The following is a 19,963-nucleotide window of genomic DNA, read 5'->3' on the forward strand; positions in this document are numbered from 1 at the left end:
CATGTAAAGAAACGCAAAAGGCCGCGGGGATCGCTCCCCGCGGCGTTGGTTTACGCAATTAACAGCTGATGGTTTGCCAGCAGCGTCGCCAGATCCGTCTGCACGCCGTTCAGGGTCACCAGCGTGGTTGGCGAGAACTGACCTCCCGTGCCGTCCAGGTCAACCTGGATCTCGGTATTGCTGCCGTTCTGCACCACGCGGATGTAATCGCTGATATTGCCCGCGCTGCTGTCCAGGGTGGCGACGCCGTTCACGTAGCTCGCCGAGCCCGTGCCGGTATAGCCGCTGCCGGAGAGCAGATCGCGCAGATCAATGCGATCCGTGTCCGCGGTCCCTTCCCAGGTGCCGACCGTAAAGCCGTTCACCACATCGTGGCCGTTACCGCCCGTTGCATCCGAGGCGTTGATCAGCTTGTAGAGCAACGTATCGTGACCGCCGCTGCCGATGTTGAAGGTGTCGTTCCCGCCGCGGCCTTCGAACTGGTTATCACCGCTGTTGCCGGTAATGACGTCGTCGAAGTCCGAGCCGTTGATCCCCTCAATGTTGAGCAGTCGTGACGTTCCGAACCCGGTGTCCTGCGCGGTAGAAAGGCGCAAATCAACGGTCACGCCGGAGGTCGCATTCCGGTAATCCACCACGTCCATCCCGCCGGTGTTGCTCCAGGTGTCGTAGTCGGAATGGGTATTCCAGCCGCCGGAGCCGTTGTAGGTATAGGTGCCGTTCTCTGCGATAAAGGTGTCGTTATACCCGGTCCCGGTGATGGTCCCGCTGTGTCCGCCGGTGGCGGCTTCGGCCGTCAGGACGTAGCCCTCTTTGCCGTTGCCCGCCTCCAGACCGCTCCAGGTGACGTTATCCGACACGCCGTTGGTGATCTTCAGGATCTCGGCCGAATAGGTTTCATTCGGATCCAGACCGTAGAAGCTCACCAGCGCAGAAGTATCGTTCGACCCGATACCTGACTGGGCGTTGATGATCTGCGAGGCCACCAGCACGCCCGCGGCGTTGTACAGATTAACCGTGTTGCCGTAGTAGGCGTTGATGCCCTCGCTGTCGACAATGTGCAGATGCATCGCGGTGCCGTCAGCAATGGTTTTGCTGTTTTGCATCAGCACCACCTTGCCGTTCTGCTGAGAGACCAGCAGATCCTGCGCGCCGTCCCAGTTGTAGTCCACCGCCGCCACGCCGGTCGCGTAGGCAATACCGGACGCCAGCTGGCTAGAGGTCCAGGTGGAACCGTAGCCGTTGTTGGTGAACAGGGTCGCCGTCTGCGAGCCGCCGTAGGTGCTGAGCTTGATGATGTCCATCTGCCCGTCACCGTTCCAGTCCACCGCCACCGACAGATACCCCGCCGTGGCGTTAGAGGCTTCCACCGCGCTCTTGGTGGCAGAGAGCTTCCCGGTACCGTCGTTGTAGTAGATCACCCCGCCGTTGTTGTTGTAGCTGCTGCCCAGGTACAGATCCATGTAGCCATCGCCGTTGAAGTCCGCCCACGTCATGGACGCCGCCGTGGTGGTATTCGAGGCGTTTGCCACAAACACGTTGGTCAGGTTCTGACCGATAGAGAGCGTGCCGTTACCGTTGTTGTTGATCACGGTTAACGAGTACGCGCCGCTGCGGTTGGTGTGCTGAACGATATCCACCGTGCCGTCGTTGTTCAGGTCGACGCCGGAGATTTCACGCCCGGAATCGAACTGGCCGTAGAAACCGCCTTCGCCACCGGTGCCGTCCGGCGACAGAACGCCGTTGTTGTTCACCAGGTAGGTCAGTGAGTCCATGCCGGCATCGCCGTACGCCAGATCCAGATAGCCATCGCCGGTTTTGTCGTAGGCAATCACGCCGCCGTACCAGATGGTGGTGCCCATCGCCAGCTGGCTGGCGTTATAGGTGCTGCCATCGTAGGTCCACATCACCTGCGTTGACCCGGCGTAGGTATTTTCCGTCGCGAAGATATCCTGCGTGCCGTTACGGTCAAAGTCGGCTGCGGTCTGGCTCACCACGTAATAGCCGCGGGTGTTGGTCAGCGCATTTCCGGCATAGGTCGAGCTATCGCTGCTGGAGTATGACTGGCCGTTAGCAATGATATTCCACAGACCGCTGCTGTTCATGCCGAGGGTCATGGTGGAGTTGTTGCTGTTCCCCGCCGTGGTTGCCCAGTCGGTATTCACCGAGGTGGTATCAATCACCAGGCTGCCGGTCGCCGTACCGGTGGTATTACCGTTCCCCGCGCTGCTCTTCACCTGCGCCGTCACGCTGTAGCTCGACACGCTCAGCGCATCGCCGTCCGGGATCTGCAGATACCAGGTGTTGTGATCCGGATCGACCACCACCGCGCCGCCGGTCTGGGAGGTGTAGGTTTTTCCGTTCACCGTTACCACCAGGTATTCACCGTTCACCAGGTCAGCGGAGACGGTACCGCTGACGATCGGCGTGGTGTCCGACGTGGTCTGCGCGGTAATCGCCGCCGTGGTGGTCGGGATGCTGGTATCAACGTTCAGCACAAAGCCGTCCGATTCCGTGTAGTTACCGGCCCTGTCGGTGACGCGCACAATGTAGGTGTGGTTGCCGTCGCTGAGGCCGTTGTCCTGGAAGGACCAGCTTGCGCTGCCGTTCATGGTCACCTGGCCGAGCAGGACCCCGTCACGATAGAGCTGCACAATTTCACCGTCGTCCGGGGCGCGGTTAAGCGTACCGTTGATCAGCGGCGAGTTATCGTCCGTCGCTACCGCACTACCAAAGGTCCCCTGACGCTCACCTTCGCCGTCGGTATAGCTCACTACGGTTCCCACTGTGGTTGGCGGCGTGGTGTCTACCGTCACCACCTGAGAGGCGGTAGAGCCAACGTTGCCCGCCTGGTCGATAATCCGCACCTGGTAGGTGTAGTCCCCGTCAGCCAGATCGCGGGTATCGGTGTAGCTCCAGCGCTGGTTGGTGACCGTGGCATCTGACCAGGTGTTCCCGCCGTCCAGGCTGATCTGTACGCGCTCGTCGTTTGCCAGCGCGCTGCCCAGCGAACCGTTGATGGTCAGCGTGGTGTCCATGGTGATGAAATCACTCCCGGACTGGCCGGTATCTTCGCTGATGCTGTCGATGGTGATGCCGTACTGCGGCGCCTGCGTATCCACCGTCACCGCCTGCGAGGTGGTTGCCCCGACGTTCCCCGCCTGGTCAACGACCCGCACCTGGTAGTTATGGCTGCCGTCGGTCAGGGTACGGGTGTCGCTGTAGCTCCACTGCGTACCGCTGACGGTGGCGTACACCCAGGTGCTGCCGCCGTCCATGCTCACCTGCACGAATTCACCCGCGCCCAGCTCTGCGCCGAGCGTTCCGTGCAGCGTGTACGAGGTCGAACTGGTCAGGAAGTCGTTATTGTCGAAGCCGGTATCCACGGTGATGTTATCCACGGTCACCGTAATCGCCGCATCCGGGGCGACCGTATCGACGGTCACCTGCTGATGGGCGCTGGCCCCCACGTTGCCCGCCGCATCCACCACGCGAACGTAGTAGTCATAGGTCTGGTTACCCAGCGTGCGGCTATCGACGTAGTACCAGCTGTTGCCGGTAACAATCACGTTCTGCCAGGTGACGCCGCCGTCGATGCTGATCTGGGCATATTCGCCGTCGGCCAGCGTCGCGCCGAGCGAGCCGTGCAGCGTCAGGGACGTATCGTTAGTGACAAAGTCGCTGACGCTCAGGCCGGTATCGTCGCTGATGCTGTCGATGGCGATCGTTTTGCTGGCGTCCGGCGCAACCGTATCAATGGTCACCACCTGGCTGGCGGTGGCGCTGATATTGCCCGCGTCGTCAATCACGCGCAGCTGGTAGTTGTAATCCCCGTCGGCCAGCGTGCGGCCATCGACATAGGTCCAGCTCAGGCCGCTGACGCTGACGTCTGTCCAGGTAACGCCGCCGTCGAGGCTGATCTGCGCGTGGTCGCCGCTGCCCAGCGCCGCGCCGAGCGTCCCTTTCAGGCTGATCTGGCTGGCGCTGGTGATAAAGTCGCTGCCGGACAGACCCGTATCCTGGGTGATGGAATCAACCGTAATGGTCGTCGCCGCAGGCTTCGTCAGGTCAATCACCACGTCCTGGCTGTCCGTCGCCCCCACGTTGCCCGCGTTATCGATAACGCGCACCTGATACTGATACGTACCGTCCGTCAGGGTGCGGCCATCGGTGTAGCGCCAGGTGGTGCCGGTCACGGTCAGGTCAATCCAGGTGGTGCCGCCGTCAAGGCTGATCTGCGCCTTCTCGTTATTGCCGAGCTGCGCGGTCAGCGAGCCGTTGACCACCACCTGGCTATCGTTGGTGATGAAATCACTCGCGCTCAGGCCGGTGTCGTTTTGCAGCGAATCAATGCTGATGCCCATCGACGGCGCGGTGAGATCCACGGTCACGGTGTGGTTATCGCTGCCGCTGTTGCCGATGGTGTTGCTGACCTGCGCGTTAATGACGTACGAACCGCCGTCCGCCAGCGCGGCCACGTCTGCGCTGCCCACCGTATAGCTCCAGCTGCCGTCATTCTGGACGGTCGCCGTGTAGGTTTTACCGTTCAGCGTGATGGTCACCGTCTGGCCCGCCGGGGCGTCGGTGGTGCCGCTGACGACCAGCGGCGTGCCGTGCTCGGCGGCGTTGACGATATCGTCCTGCGCAAAAGTGTTGATGGTGATGGTTGGGACATCGCCGTTCAGCGTCACGTCGTGCGTCGCGCTGCCCGGGTTGCCCGCCCTGTCGCTTACCGAAGCGGTGATGGTGTAATCCCCGTCGCTCAGGCCGAGGAAATCACGGCCCGGCACGAAGACCGACCACGAACCGTCCGCCCCGACGGTCGCCTGATAGCTGTGCCCGTTGAAGGAGACGGTCACCGTCTGGCCCTGTTCCGCCGTGGTGGTGCCGCTGATGGTCTGGCCCGCCAGCTGCTCCGCGTTGTTAACGATATCGTCATCGGCCACGGTGCTGATGGTCACGGTTGGCGCGACGGTATCGACCGTTAAGGTGTGCGTGGTCTGGCCGTTATTACCCGCTTTATCGTTGACCGAGGCGGTCACCGTCAGCGCGCCCTGGCTCAGCGCGGCCAAATCGGCTGCAGGAACATCCAGCGTCCACGTCCCGTCGTTCGCGACGGTGGCAGTGTAGGTTTTGCCGCCCAGCGTCACGGTGACGGTCTGGCCCGCTTCCGCGCTTGAAGAGCCGTGCACGGTCAGCGGCTGCTGCGCTTCAAGCGCGTTCAGCATGTCGTCACCCGACAGCGTCGCAATGCTCACGACCGGCGCGGTGGTATCCACGCTGATGCCGTGGGTCGCCGACGCGCTGTTGCCCGCGCTGTCCTGCGCCGAGACGGACACCTGGTAGCTCGCGCCATCGGCCAGGGCGCCCACGTCGGCGGCCGGAACGGTGGTCGTCCAGCTGCCGTCGCTCTGGATGGTGGCCGTATAACTCTTGCCGTTCAGCGTCACGGTGACCTGCGTACCGCTGGCGAACTGGGCGCTGGAGCCGTTAATTACCAGTGCCGAACCGGCTTCAGCCGCGTTGATGACGTCATCGCCGCTGAGGGTATTGATGGTCAGCGCCACGGAGGCCGTGTTCACTACCACGTCGTGGGTCTGGGTGCTGCTGTTGCCCGCGCTGTCGGTAATCGTCGCGCTGAGGGTCACGGTGCCGTCGGTCAGCGCGGAAATCACGCTGGCCGGCACGCCCACGCTCCAGTTTCCGCTGGCGTCAACGGTGGTGGTGTACTGGTTCGAACCGATGGTGATGACCAGCTTATCGCCGACGCTCGCGCCGGTTGCCGTGCCGCTGACGATCTGCGCCTGCCCGTGCTCCACGCTGTTGATGACGTCATCGCCCGCGACGGCGTTAAAGCTGACGGTCGGCGGCGTGGTATCAAGCGTAATCGCTTTGCCCGCGCTGCCCGGGTTACCCGCGGCGTCGCTCACGCTGACCTGCACGGTGTAGCCGTTATCCGCCAGTGCGGACAGGTCTGTGCCCGGCACGTTCACGCTCCAGATGCCGCCCTGCTGCACCTGCGCGGTATAGCTCTTCCCGCCCAGCGTCACGGTGACCGTCTGACCGACTTCCGCCGTGGTGGTGCCGGAAATGGCCACGCCCGCAGCCGCTTCGCTGGCGTTAATCACGTTATCGCCTGCGACCGTATCGATGCTCACGGCTGGCGCGGTGGCGTCCACGCTGTACTCGCGGCCCGCCGAGGCGCTGTTGCCGTGCGCGTTGGTGACGCTCACCTGCACGCCGGCATCGCCGTCCTTCAGGCCCGCGAGATCCGCAGACGGCACGGTGGCCGTCCAGTTACCGTCGGCATCGACTTTCGCGGTGTACGTCTTGCCGCCGAAGATGACGGTAACGGTCTGGTTTTCCTCTACGTTCGAGGTGCTGCCGGACAGCACCAGATCCGCGCCTTTCTCCGCCGCGTTAATCACGTCGTCGGTGGCAATCGCATCGATGCTGATAGCCACCGCTGACAGATCGACGGTCACGTCATGGCTGATGGTCACCGGGTTGCCCGCCGCGCTCTGGCCTGCAACGGTCACGGTGACCGTGCCCGCATTCAGCGCGCTAACGTCCGCCGCCGGGATCGCCGCGCTCCATGTGCCGTCTGCCAGCACGGAGGCCGCATAGGTTTTGCCGTTGACGGTCACGGTGAGCGTGGTGCCTGCCGCCAGCCCGTCGCTGGAGCCGGTAACGATCAGATTCTGCCCGTGCTCGATGCTGTTGATCACATCGTCGCCCGCCACGGTATCAATGCGCAGTCCCGGCAGGCTGGCGTCGATAGTGATTTCGCGCTCGCCCACGCCGGTATTGCCGTGGCCGTTGGTGACGGATGCTGACACCGTCAGGTCACCGTTGCCCAGCGCCGTCAGGACGGATTCCGGCACGTTCACGGACCAGGTGAGATCGCTCTGCACCGTTGCGGTGTAGCTGTTGCCGCCGATAGTCACGGTTACCGTGTTGCCCGCCTCCGCGTTCGCTACCTTACCGCTGATGGTCTGGCCTGCGGCCACTTCCGCCGCGTTGATGACGTTATCGCCCGCCACGGTGTTGATGGTGACGGTCGGCAGCGCGGTATCGACCAGCAGGGTCGCCGTGTTGCTGACGCTGTTGCCCACGCCGTTGGTGGTGGTCGCGTTCAGGGTGTAATTGGCCTGGCCGAGACCGGCCAGATCCGCTGCCGGAACCGTCAGGCTCCAGGTGCCGTCCGCCGCCGTCGTTGCAGTGTAGTTTTTGCCGTTGAGGGTCACGGTCACCACGGTGCCTTCCGCCAGGTTGGCGCTGGTGCCGCTGACGCTCAGGTCCTGACCTTTCTCCACCGCGTTCAGCACGTTATCGCCGCTGATGGCGTTGAACGCCACGGACGGCAGGCCGGTATCGACGGTCACGTTATGGCTGCCGGTGCCGGTGTTGCCCGCCGCGTCGGTGACTGACGCAGTGACGGTCACGGTGCCGTCGCTGAGGCCGGAAATCACGCTGGCCGGTACGCCCACGCTCCAGTTCCCCGCCGCGTCCAGCACGGTGGTGTAAGTCTGGCCACCAATCGTAACGGTGACCTTATCGCCCGCTGCCGCGCCGGTGGCGGTGCCGCTGACGATATGCGCCTGGCTGTGTTCTGCGAGGTTAATGACGTCATCGCCCGCCACGGTGTTGATGGTCACCGCAGGCACGGTCACGTCCACCGTCAGATTGCGATCCGCCGACGCCGGGTTGCCCGCCTTGTCGCTGACGCTCGCCGTCACGGTGACGCTGCCGTCGCCGAGCGATGCCAGATCCGCCGCCGGAACGCTCAGCGTCCAGCTGCCGTCCGCGCCTGCGGTTGTGGTGTAGTCTTTGCCGTTCAGCGTCACGGTCACGGTCTGGCCCGCTTCGGCGGTGGTGGTGCCGGATACGGTCAAATCGGACTGCGCTTCTGCGGCGTTCAGAATATCGTCAGCCGCCAGGGTATGAATGGTCACGGACGGCGCGGTTGCATCCACGCTGTACTCGCGCCCCGCCGAGGCGCTGTTGCCGTTCACGTTGGTGACGCTCACCTGCACGCTGGCGTCACCGTCCCTGAGGTGTACCAGGTCCGCAGACGGTACGGTCCAGGTCCAGTTACCGCTGTCGTCCACGGTAGTTGTGTAGATTTTGCCGTTCAGGCTGATGGTCACGGTCTGCCCGGCTTCCACGTTGGTGGTCGCACCGGACAGCACCAGATCCGCGCCCTTCTCCGCCGCGTTAATCACGTCGTCGGTGGCGATGGCGTTGATGCTGATGGCAACGGTCGCCAGATCTACCGTCACGTCGTGGCTGATGGTAATCGGGTTACCCGCAGAGCTGTCGCCGGTCACGCTGATTTTGACGGTGCCTTCCGGCCACGCGCTCACGTCGGAGGACGGGATCGCCGCGCTCCAGGTGCCGTCCGCCAGCACCGTCGCCGCATAGTCTTTACCGTTGACGGTGACGGTCAGCGCCGTGCCTGCCGCCAGCCCGTCGCTGGAGCCGGTGACGATCAGGTTCTGCGCGTGTTCGATGGTGTTGACCACGTCATCACCCGCGACGGTGTCGACGCGCAGGCCCGGCAGGTTAGCGTCGATAGCGATTTCGCGCTCGCCGGTGCCGGTGTTGCCGTGGCCGTTGGTGACGGTCGCCGTCACGCTCAGGCTGCCGTTGCCCAGCGCGGTCAGCACGTCAGACGGCACGTTCACGGACCAGGTCAGATCGTTCTGCACCGTTGCGGTGTAGCTGTTGCCGCCAAGGGTGACGGTAACGGTATTGCCCGCTTCGGCGTTCGCCACGGTGCCGCTCAGGGTCTGGCCTGCTGCCACTTCCGCCGCGTTGATGACGTTGTCGCCCGCCACGGTGTTGATGGTGACGGTCGGCAGCGCGGTGTCCACCAGCAGGTTCGCGGTATTGCTCACGCTGTTGCCCACGCCGTTGGTGGCGGTCGCGTTCAGGGTGTAATTGGCCTGGCCGAGACCGGCCAGATCCGCTGCCGGAACGGTCAGGCTCCAGGTGCCGTCTGCCGCCGTCGTCGCCGTGTAGTTTTTACCGTTGAGGGTCACGGTCACCACGGTGCCTTCCGCGAGGTTGGCGCTGGTGCCGCTGACGCTCAGATCCTGACCTTTCTCCACCGCGTTCAGCACGTTGTCATCGCTGATGGCGTTGAAGGCCACCGATGGCAGACCGGTATCGACGGTCACGTCATGGCTGCCGGTACCGGTGTTGCCCGCCGCGTCGGTGACTGACGCCGTGACGGTCACGGTGCCGTCGCTGAGGCCGGAAATGACGTTCGCCGGTACGCCCACGCTCCAGTTCCCCGCCGCGTCCAGCACGGTGGTGTAGGTCTGGCCGCCAATCGTTACGGTGACCTTATCGCCCGCTGCCGCGCCGGTGGCGGTGCCGCTGATGATTTGCGCCTGGCCGTGTTCTGCGATGTTAATGACATCGTCGCCCGCCACGGTGTTGATGGTCACCGAAGGCGCGGTGATATCTACCGCCAGGTTGTGATCCACGGACGCCGGGTTACCCGCTTTATCGCTGACCGATGCGGTGACGGTCACACTGCCGTCGGTGAATCCAGCCAGATCCGCCGCCGGGACGTTCAGCGTCCAGCTGCCGTCCGCGCTGACGGTTGTGGTGTAGTCTTTGCCGTTCAGCGATACGGTGACCGTCTGGCCCGCTTCGGCGGTGCTGGTACCGGATACGGCCAGATCGCTCTTCGCTTCGGCGGCATTCAGAATGTCGTCGTTCGCCAGGGTATTGATGGTCACGGACGGTGCGGTCGCATCCACGCTGTACTCGCGGCCCGCCGAGGCGCTGTTGCCGTTCACGTTAGTGACGCTCACCTGCACGCTGGCGTCGCCGTCTTTCAGACCCGCCAGATCGGCCGCTGGCACCGTGGCGGTCCATTTGCCGTCGGCGCCGACGGTCGCGGTGTAGCTCTTGACGCCGAAGGTGATGGTGACGGTCTGGTTTTCCTCAACGTTCGAGGTAGTGCCGGAGAGCACCAGATCTGCGCCCTTCTCGGCCGCGTTAATCACGTCGTCGGTGGCGATGGCGTCAATGCTGATGGCAACGCTCGCCAGATCCACCGTCACATCGTGGCTGATGGAGACCGGGTTACCGGCGCTGCTCTGGCCCGCAACGGTCACGGTAACCGTGCCTGCGGCCAGCGCACCCACGTCCGCCGCAGGGATCGCCGCGCTCCAGGTGCCGTCCGCCAGCACGGTCGCCGGATAGGTTTTGCCGTTTACGGTGACGGTCAGCGCCGCGCCCGCCGCCAGCCCGTCGCTGGTGCCGGTGATAATCAGATTCTGCCCGTGTTCGATGCTGTTGATCACGTCGTCACCCGCCACGGTATCCACGCGCAGGCCCGGCAGGTTAGCGTCTATCACGATTTCGCGTTCGCCCGTTCCGCTATTGCCCACGCCGTTCGTGACGCTGGCTGACACCGTCAAATCGCCGTTGCCCAGCGCGGTCAGCACGGATTCCGGCACGTTAACGGACCAGGTGAGATCGCTCTGCACCGTTGCGGTGTAGCTGTTGCCGCCAATGGTCACGGTCACGGTGTTGCCCGCTTCGGCATTCACCACCTTACCGCTGATGGTCTGCCCGGCTGCCAGCTCCGCCGCGTTAATGACGTCGTCACCTGCAATGGTGTTGACGATCACGCCCGGCAGAACGGATTCCACGTTCACGGTGTGCGACGCGCTGGTATTGTTGCCGACCCTGTCCGTTGCTGAGGCGGTGACGGTATAAAGCGCCTCGCCCAGCTGACCGACCTCGTTCGCCGGAATGGTAGTCGTCCATTTTCCGTTATCGTCCACCTGCGCGCTGTACGCTTTACCGTTCAGCATCACGGTCACCACCGCGCCTGCCGCCAGGCCGGAAGCCGTACCGGAGATCGTTAGATCCTGGGTTTTCTCGGCATTGTTGATCGCATCGTCACCGGAAACGGTGTCAATGGTCAGCACCGGCGCGGTCAGGTTCACCTCTACGCCGTGCGTGGCGCTGTTGCTGTTGCCCGCTTTATCGGTCAGCGCCGCGGTAATGGTGTAATCTCCGGCGGCCAGGGCGGTAACGTCCGCCGCAGGCACGCCCACGCTCCAGTTGCCTGAGGCATCCAGGGTGGCGGTGTACGATTTGCCGTTGAGGGTGACGGTGACCACATCGCCCGCCGCCGCACCGGTCACAGAACCCGTGACAATCAGTGCCTGCGCATGCTCGGCGCTGTTGATCACGTCGTCGTCGGAAACGGTGTGGATGGTCAGCTGCGGGACGGTGGTATCGACCAGCACGTCGCGATCCGCTGAGGCCGGGTTGCCCGCCTTATCAGACACGGCGGCGCTGATGGTGTAGTTGCCGTCGGTAATACCGCTCAGATCCGCGGACGGCACGGTCACGCTCCAGCTGCCGTTTGCCTGCACGGTGGTGGTGTAGTCCACGCCGTTCAGCGTCACGGTGACGGTCTGGCCCGCTTCGGCGTTGGTCACGCCGTTAACGACCAGATCCTGCTGCGCTTCGGCAGCATTGATGATGTTGTTGTCGCTGACGATCTCAATAGATACCGTCGGCGCGGTCGCGTCCACGCTGTACTCGCGGCCCGCCGACGCGCCGTTGCCGTTCACGTTGGTGACGCTCGCCTGCACGCTGGCATCGCCGTCTTTCAGGCTGCCCAAATCAGCGGACGGTACGGTCGCCGTCCAGTTGCCGTCGGCATCGACCGTCGCGGTGTACGACTTGCCGCCGAAGGTAATGGTGACGGTCTGGTTTTCTTCCACGTTGGAGGTCGAGCCAGACAGCACCAGGTCCGCGCCTTTCTCAGCCGCGTTGATTACGTCGTCCGATGCAATCGGGTTAATGCTGATGGCGACTGCCGCCAGATCCACCTTCACGTCGTGGCTGATGGAAACCGGATTGCCCGCCGCGCTCTGGCCTTCCACGGTCACGGCAATCGTGCCCGCATTCAGCGCGCTGACGTCTGCCGCCGGAATGGCCGCCGTCCAGGTGCCGTCTGCAAGCACGGTTGCGGCGTAGGTTTTGCCGTTGACGGTCACCGTTAACGCCGCGCCCGTTGCCAGGCCTTCGCTGGAGCCGGTGATAATCAGGTTTTGAGCGTGCTCAATGCTGTTGATGACATCGTCGCCCGCCACGGTATCCACGCGCAGGCCCGGCAGGTTAGCGTCTATAACGATTTCGCGCTCGCCGGTTCCGGTGTTGCCGTGGCCGTTGGTGACGCTGGCTGACACGGTCAGATCGCCGTTACCGATGGCGGTTAAGACCGTGGACGGCACGTTGACCGACCAGCTCAGATCGTCCTGAACCATCGCGGTGTACGTATTGCCGCCAATTGAAATCGTGACAGTGTCACCGCTCGCCGCGCCGCTCACTTTGCCGCTCAGGGTCTGCCCGGCAGCCACTTCCGCTGCGTTAATGACATCGTCCGTGGCGACAGGGTTGATGGTGACCTGCGGCAGCGCGCTGTCAACCAGCACGCTGTGGCCGGTGCTTGCGCTGTTGCCCGCGGTGTCGGTTACGCTCGCCGTCACCACGTAGCTCGCTTCGCCCAGCGCGGAGACGTTTGCCGCCGGAACGCTGATGCTCCAGTTCCCGCTGGCGTCGGTGGTGGCCGTATAGCTGATACCGTTCAGGGTCACCGTAATGGTGGTTCCGTCCGGCTGGTTGCTGGTGCCGGACACCAGCAGATCCTGGCCTTTCTCGGTCGCGTTGATCACGTCGTCAACCGCCAGGGTATTGATGGCAACCACCGGCGCGATCAGGGAAACGTCAAACGCGTGCGTCGCGGTGGTGCTGTTACCGGCTTTATCGGTGAGTGTCGCGGAGATCGTCTGTTCGCCGTTAACCAGCGCGCCCACGTCCGCCGCCGGAACGCCCACGCTCCAGCTGCCGGACGCGTCCAGCATGGCGGTGTAGTCTTTGCCGTTCAGGGTCACGGTAATCACGTCACCCGCCTGCGCGCCCGTGACCTTACCGGAGACGATCAGCGCCTGGCCGTGCTCGGCAATATTCACGACGTCGTCGCCCGCGACGATGTTGAACGAAATCTGCGGTACGGTGGTGTCGACCAGCACCGAAGAGCCCGCGCTGGCCGGGTTGCCTGCTTTGTCGGACACGGTCGCCGTCACCGCCGCGCTGCCGTCGGCGATGCCTGCCATATCCGCCGCCGGAACGTCGAGCGTCCAGCTGCCGTCCGCCTGCACCTGCGCGGTGTACTGATTGCCGTTGAAGGTCACGGTGACCGTCTGGCCTGCTTCGGCAGTAGAGGTGCCGCTCAGGGTCAGATCCTGCGCCGCCTCTGCCGCGTTCAGCATATTATCATGGCTGATGGTGTTGATGGTCACCGTCGGCGCGGTAGTGTCGACGCTGAATTCCTGCGCCGAAGACGCCGCGTTGCCGTTCACGCTGGTGACGGTTACCTGCACGCTGGCGTCACCGTCTTTCAGGCCGCTCAAATCGGCTGCCGGAACGGTCCAGGTCCAGTCGCCGCTGGCATCCACCGTCGTGGTATAGGTTTTACCCGCAAAGGTAATGGTCACGGTCTGACCCGCTTCAACGTTGGAGGTGGTGCCGGAAAGCACCAGATCCTGGCCTTTTTCCGCCGCGTTAAGCACGTTATCGTCGGTCACGCTGTCGATGCTGATGGCAACCGGGGTGAGATCCACATCCACAACGGTGCCGATAGCCACCGGGTTGCCGGAGGCATCCTGCGCGCTTGCCTTGATATCCAGCGAACCGTCCGCCCACTGGGACACGTCGGCCGCCGGTACCGCCGCCTGCCAGGTGCCGTCCGCCAGTACCGTTGCCGAATAGGTTTTGCCGTTGATGGTCACGGTCACGGTGTTGCCCGCCGCCAGATCGGTGCTGGTACCGGACACAATCAGGTTCTGAGCGTGTTCAATCACGTTAATTACGTCGTCACCCGCCACGGTATCAATACGCAGTCCCGGGATCTGGGCGTCGATGGTGAAGTCGTGAGAAGAAGAGCCGGTATTGCCGTGCGCGTTGGTCACGCTGGCGGATACGGTGAGGTCGCCGTTGCCGAGCGCGGTTAACTGGCTCTCGCTTAACGGCAGGCTCCAGGACAGATCGTCCTGCACGGTAGCCGTGTAGGTCTGGCCGCCAAGGATAATGGTGACAGTGTCACCTGCCGCCGCGTTCGTCACCTTACCGGTCAGGGTTTGCCCTGCCGCTACTTCCGCTGCGTTAACGATATTGTCGCCCGCCAGGGTGTCGATCGTTACCACCGGCAGCGAGCTGTCCACCAGCACATCGTGCGAGGTTGAGGCGCTGTTGCCTGCGCTATCCGTGACGCTCGCCGTCACGGTGTAATGGGCTTCTCCCAGCGCGCTTACGGCCGAGGCCGGTACGGTCACGCTCCAGTTTCCGCTGGCGTCAGCGGTGGCGGTGTACTGAATGCCGTTCAGGGTCACCGTAATGGTCGTGCCTTCCGGCTGGTTGCTGGTGCCGGAGAGCAGCAGATCTTCGCCCTTCTCGGTCGCGTTGATCACGTCGTCCGCCGCCAGCGTGTTAATACCGATAACAGGCGTCACGGTATTCACCACCACATCCAGCGAACTGCTTCCGGTGTTGCCGGATCGGTCGGTCACGGAGACGTCGATGGTCCAGGTGCCGTCAGTCAGTCCCTGCACGACGGACGCCGGCAGGCCAAGGCTCCAGTTCCCCGCCGCATCCACCACGGTGGTGTAATCGACGCTGTTAATGGTGATGGTGACCAGGTCGCCCGCCGCCGCACCGGTGACGGAGCCGCTCAGGATCTGCGCCTGTGAATGGGCGAGCTGGTTAACGGTGTTGGTGTCGGTGACAAAGTCGTTAATGGTCACCTGCGGTACGGTTGCGTCCACCAGACCCACGCGGTCCGCGCTGCTGGCGTTGCCCGCCACGTCGCTGACGGTGGCCGTCACGGTCACAATGCCGTCGTTAAGGTCACCCACGTCAGCCGCAGGCACGCTCAGCTGCCACGTACCGTCCGTCTGGACCGTGGTCTGATACGTTTTGCCGTTCAGCGTCACGGTGACCGTCTGGCCAGGTTCCGCACTGCTGCTGCCGCTTAACAGTAAATCCTGCTGCGCTTCAGCGGCATTGATGATGTTGTCGGCGGTCAGGTTATCGAGCGTAATCGCCGGAGGCTGCGTATCCACCGTGACCACACGCGCGGCGTCGGCGCTGTTGCCGCTGACGTTAGTGACGCTGACGCTCACCTGCGCGCGCCCGTCGATCAGGGTTTCCATAGCGCTGGCGGGTACTGTCAGGCTCCAGGAGCCATCCTGCTGCACCTGCGCGGTGAAGGTCTGGTCGGCGAATTTCACCACCACGGTCTGCCCCACCTCCACGCCCTGCGTCTGGCCGGAAAGGGTTAAATCACCGCCTTTTTCTGCCGCATTCAGCAGGTCATCGCCGGAGACGGTATCAATGGTGACCGCCACGGCGTTCAGATCGAGTTCAATCGGGTGTTCAGCCGCAACGGGATTGCCCCAGGCATCTACCGCGCTGACGCTAACCGTCATGCCGCCCGCCGTCCAGGCCTGCAGGTCCACCGCCGGAACGCCGATCTGCCAGCTGCCGCTGGCGTTAACCGCGGTGACGTACTCCACATTGTTGATGGTGACGACAATCTGCGTGCCCGCGGCCAGATGGGTGCTGGAGCCGGTGACGCTCAGATCCTGCTGCTGTTCGATGGCGTTGATCACGTCATCGCCGGAAATGGTGTTCACGCGCAGGCCCGGCAGCTCCGCGTTGATGTTGATATCACGCTCGCCGGTGCCGGTATTGCCGTGCCCGTTGGTGACGGACGCGGTGAAGGTCAAATCCCCGTCGCCGAACGCCTGAAGATCCGCTGACGGGATTTTCACGCTCCAGGTCAGGTCGCTGCCAACCGTTGCGGTGTAGCTCTTGCCGCCTGCGGTGATGGAGACGGTATCGCCCGCCGCCGCGCCGGTAACGCGACCGCTGAGGGTTTGATCGACGCCCGCTTCGGCGTTATTGACCAGGTTGTCGCCCGCAAACGTATTGATAATGACCTGCGGAAGAACGGTATCCACCAGCAGATTCGCCTCGGCAGAACCGCTGTTACCCACGCTGTCGGTCCCGCTGACGCTGACGGTATAAAGCGTGTTCGCCAGATTCAGGACGTCGGACACCGGCACCTGGACAGCCCAGATACCGTTTTCGACGGTTGCCTGATAGCTGACGTTGTTCAGCGTCACGGTGACGGTGGAGCCGTCCGGCAGGTTGCTGGTGCCGGTCAGGCTCAGCGGCTGCATCGCCTCCTGGGCATTCAGGACGTTATCCTGGCTGATGGCGTCAATCGTAAATTCCGGCGGGTGTCCGCTCAGCGTAATGCCGTGCGTGGCGCTGCCGGTGTTGCCTGCCGCGTCAGTGACGGAAACCGAAAGCGTGTGGTTGCCTTCACCCAGCGCGCCCAGCACGGACGCCGGAACGCCCACGCTCCAGCTGCCGTCCGCCAGCACCACACCGGTGAAGGTCTGGCCGCCAAGGGTCACGGTGACCACATCGCCCGCGGCGGCACCGCTCGCCAGGCCGGAAATAATGTGCGCCTGGCCCTGCTCGCTGATATTGAGGATATCGTCGCCCGCCACGGTATGGATGGTGACGATCGGCGCGGCGGTATCCACCGTGAAATCTGCCGTCACGGACGAGCCGTTGCCCGCTTTGTCGCTAACGTTAACCGTCAGGGTGTGATTACCCTCACTCAGCGCCTGCACGTCGTTCACATCAAGCGTGACGGACCAGGTGCCGTCGCTGCCCACCGTGGCGTTATAGTTTTTACCGTTCAGCGTGACCGTGACGATCTGACCGGCTTCCGCATTCGTTTTACCGGTCAGGGTCAGCGGCTGGCTGTGCTCAGCCGCATTAATGATGTTGTCCTGCGCGAGGGTATCGACAGAGAGGGTTGGCGCGGTGGTATCCACCCCAATCGTCTGGCTTCCGCTGACGGTGTTACCCGCCGCGTCTTTACCGCTCACGTTGACCGTCCAGGTACCGTCGCCCAGCGCCTGCGCGTCCGCCGCAGGCACGTTAACACTCCACGCGCCGTCTGCCCCGACTTCAGCCGCGTAGGTTTTGCCGTTCAGCGTCACGGTGAGTGCGGTACCCTGCGCCAGGTTTTTGCTGGCACCGGAAAGCGTAAAGCCCGCGGATTGCTCGCTGGCGTTCAGCACGTTATCGCCCGCCGTGGTGGCCAGCGTAATGGCGGCGTCGGCGGTAGAGACCGTCACGGTGATACTGCCCGCAGAGGTGGTTTTACTGCCGTCGATCTGCACGACTGACCAGGTGTGCTCCCCGTCCGTCTGGGTCGGTAATATTACCGTCCAGGTGCCGTCTTTACCGACCATGGCGCTGGCAATGGTGCTGCCGCTGCTGTCTTTGATCTGGATGGTCGCGCCCGGCTGACCGGTACCGCTAAAGGTCGGGTTGCTGTCGTCCGTGATCTCGTTTGCGCTAAGCACGCCCTGCTTGTCACCCGCTTTATCCGACAGCAAGAAGGTCGGCGTGGCGCTTTCAACTTCTTTTGTATTATCAATGACTTTTGTTTTAGTTTCGCCGTCATCGCCGTTTGCCAGCAGTGCCCCGATGGCACCGCCGCCTAACGCAGCCCCCGCAATCCAGCCCCACGGCGCGTCGCTTAAAACGCTTTCCTGCTCGAGGAAAGGTTGAATGCTGCTAATCGGTGTGGCCTGAGCGGTTAACTCGGTCACCGCAACGCCTGACGCTTCCCCGGCATCGGCAAAAGAAATATGCGTCAGTTCCTGACGGTCGTTGAACACCAGCTCTGACTGATTATGCGTTTCTGGATCTTCGACAAAATAGTTATTGCAGCGAATAACGCTGCCATCTTTCATATAAATGAGGAGATCTTTACCCTGGCGGACATAACGCGCCACATCCTGAGCAGAGCCCTGGATTTCAATCACGCTCGGCGATGAAATAGAGACCGACAGATTTCCTTCGCCGGTTAATTTCGTTTTCTCCGCCGTTTTGCGAATGATGACATCAACAACTTTCATGTTACTCATATTCTTCTCCTTGCAGGTGTACGGATTCCTGTGGATATGTCCACCAGACGGATGTAGCTATCCCTGGGAAAAAACACCCATTATTTTCAGTCTTACTTTGCGCAACACTGCGCGTCTTTTATTAACTCAAGTCGGGTAATTTTGCGGCAGCGTTTTTCTCTATTCCAATAAGCGGCATTAAATTATCAACCGCGGAAGCATAATTAATTGCCGAACTCCAGCCGTCATACTCGGCGATTATTTTCGCTGAGGTGGCCTGCCAGACATCCTGCTCAACGCTGAGCAGATCGTTAATGCTCCGCTTGCTCAGGGTGTATTCATTTTTATAAACATCGCGGGCCCGCAGCGCATTTTCCAGCTGTTGCTTCCCCGCCTCCATTCGTCCCCGCGCGCCGGTCCAGTCAGCCTGCGCGACGGAGGCCTTTTGCAGGACATCGAAACGCGCCTGATCGACCTGAGAGGAGGCCATGGCCCGTGCGCCTTCCGCCTGTCGAACGCGCGCGGAAACCGCGCCCCCCTGATACAGCGGCGCGTCGATATTGAGCTGTATCTGGTCGTCCCAGTAGGAACGGTTGTCCGATTCATAACGGGTGCGCCCCCCCTTCAGGCTTAACGTCGGCCAGTGCTGGGACTTCGCCGTTTCCACGCCATACTGGGCCGAACGTTCCATGTTCTGCGCGGCCATCACCGCCGGTATCAGGGAATAATCGATGCGGTTGAGCGAGTCCGGCTCCACGGCAAGATTCGCGGGCACCGGCGAATAGGCCTCTGCCTGCATTCCGGTTAATACCGCAAGCCTGGCGCGCGCGCTGTTTAAGGCGGCGTGATACTGCGCGACCGTCGCCTGCATGCCGGCAATGCGCGTGCGGGTCTGAAGCTCATCGGACGTAGAACTCACGCCCGCGTCTGCGCGAAGCTTTGCCAGCTGCTCGACGTTCTTGAGCGCCTGTACGTTATCTTTTGCCGCCTGCAGCAGATCGGAATAGCGTTTGACCTCGACATAGCTCAGCGCCGTTTTTTCCGCCACGTCAGAAAGCGTGCCCATCAGCTGATAGCGGTAGCTATCGCGCTGGGCGGAGGACTGGCTGATGCTGTTATTGGTCTTGCCAAAATCGTACAGCAGCTGCGTCAGGCTCAGCCCCCAGGCGGCTGAATTCTTCAGCGACCCGCTGGAATCGGTGGTCTGGCTGTGCCCTGTACTCCCGTTCAACGATATTTGCGGCATCCAGCCGCTGCGCGCTTCATCTATTTGTGCCTGGCCAATACCTAATTGCGCGGCCTGCTGGCTAATTGACGGATCGCGATCGATCGCAAAAAGAATACTTTCTTTTAAGGTTGTGGTTGCCACCGGGGCAATACCCACCTGATTACTATTGGCGAAAGCCGTATTTATGGCTAATGAAATGAATGCCAGTGCTGCTGTAAATCGGCGTAACATAGGCTTTCGTAATATCGTCATGTTATCTCCCTGACTCTGAGTGATACTCAAGCAAATACCCAAGAAGAGGTACAGATAATTAGACAAATATCTTATTTAGCTACCTTGCTGAATTTCAGGTAATACTCCCCATACCCATTTCCATCGGAGATGAGATCTGCCCGCATCTTATTTCAATTAAGAATTTACTTATTTCTTAAACTGGTTAGCAGCATAACAAAATGTGTTATACCCCACTACAGCCACAATGTTAATGTGGTGTTACAAGCAAGAAAAAATATGGGGTTTCTGGACAAAACTCTAAAAGTATCCTTTCAGATGAAACATATAAACTCTCTGTTATCTAAGGAAAATTCTTAATTCCCTCCGTGCACATTTTTGCGTTAATTTCAGAGCGAGTCAGACACAAAGATTTTCAAAGAAGTGTCAGTTTACGTAGCCAAAGGGATAAATTTAAAATTAAAAACTT

General features: G+C 62.0%; 2 protein-coding genes. Both read right to left on the reverse strand.

Features of this window, described 5'->3' with window-relative positions; all coding sequences use genetic code 11:
* Window positions 1-50 precede the first annotated feature (50 nt).
* Window positions 51-18,056 (reverse strand): Ig-like domain-containing protein, encoded by an 18,006-nt coding sequence (locus QMN93_RS07960; RefSeq protein WP_193139226.1) that lies wholly within the window; start codon window positions 18,054-18,056, stop codon window positions 51-53.
* Window positions 18,057-18,177: 121 nt separating this feature from the next.
* Window positions 18,178-19,515 (reverse strand): TolC family outer membrane protein, encoded by a 1,338-nt coding sequence (locus tag QMN93_RS07965; protein WP_193139224.1) that lies wholly within the window; start codon window positions 19,513-19,515, stop codon window positions 18,178-18,180.
* Window positions 19,516-19,963: the final 448 nt, after the last annotated feature.

The organism is Enterobacter sp. R-1.6.2 (assembly GCF_035064085.1).
GTDB lineage: Bacteria > Pseudomonadota > Gammaproteobacteria > Enterobacterales > Enterobacteriaceae > Enterobacter > Enterobacter asburiae_B.

Bases quoted from the DNA above. Each gene is read 5' to 3' on its own strand.
- QMN93_RS07960 (WP_193139226.1), bottom strand. From the start codon at position 18,056: ATGAGTAACATGAAAGTTGTTGATGTCATCATTCGCAAAACGGCGGAG.
- QMN93_RS07965 (WP_193139224.1), bottom strand. From the start codon at position 19,515: ATGACGATATTACGAAAGCCTATGTTACGCCGATTTACAGCAGCACTG.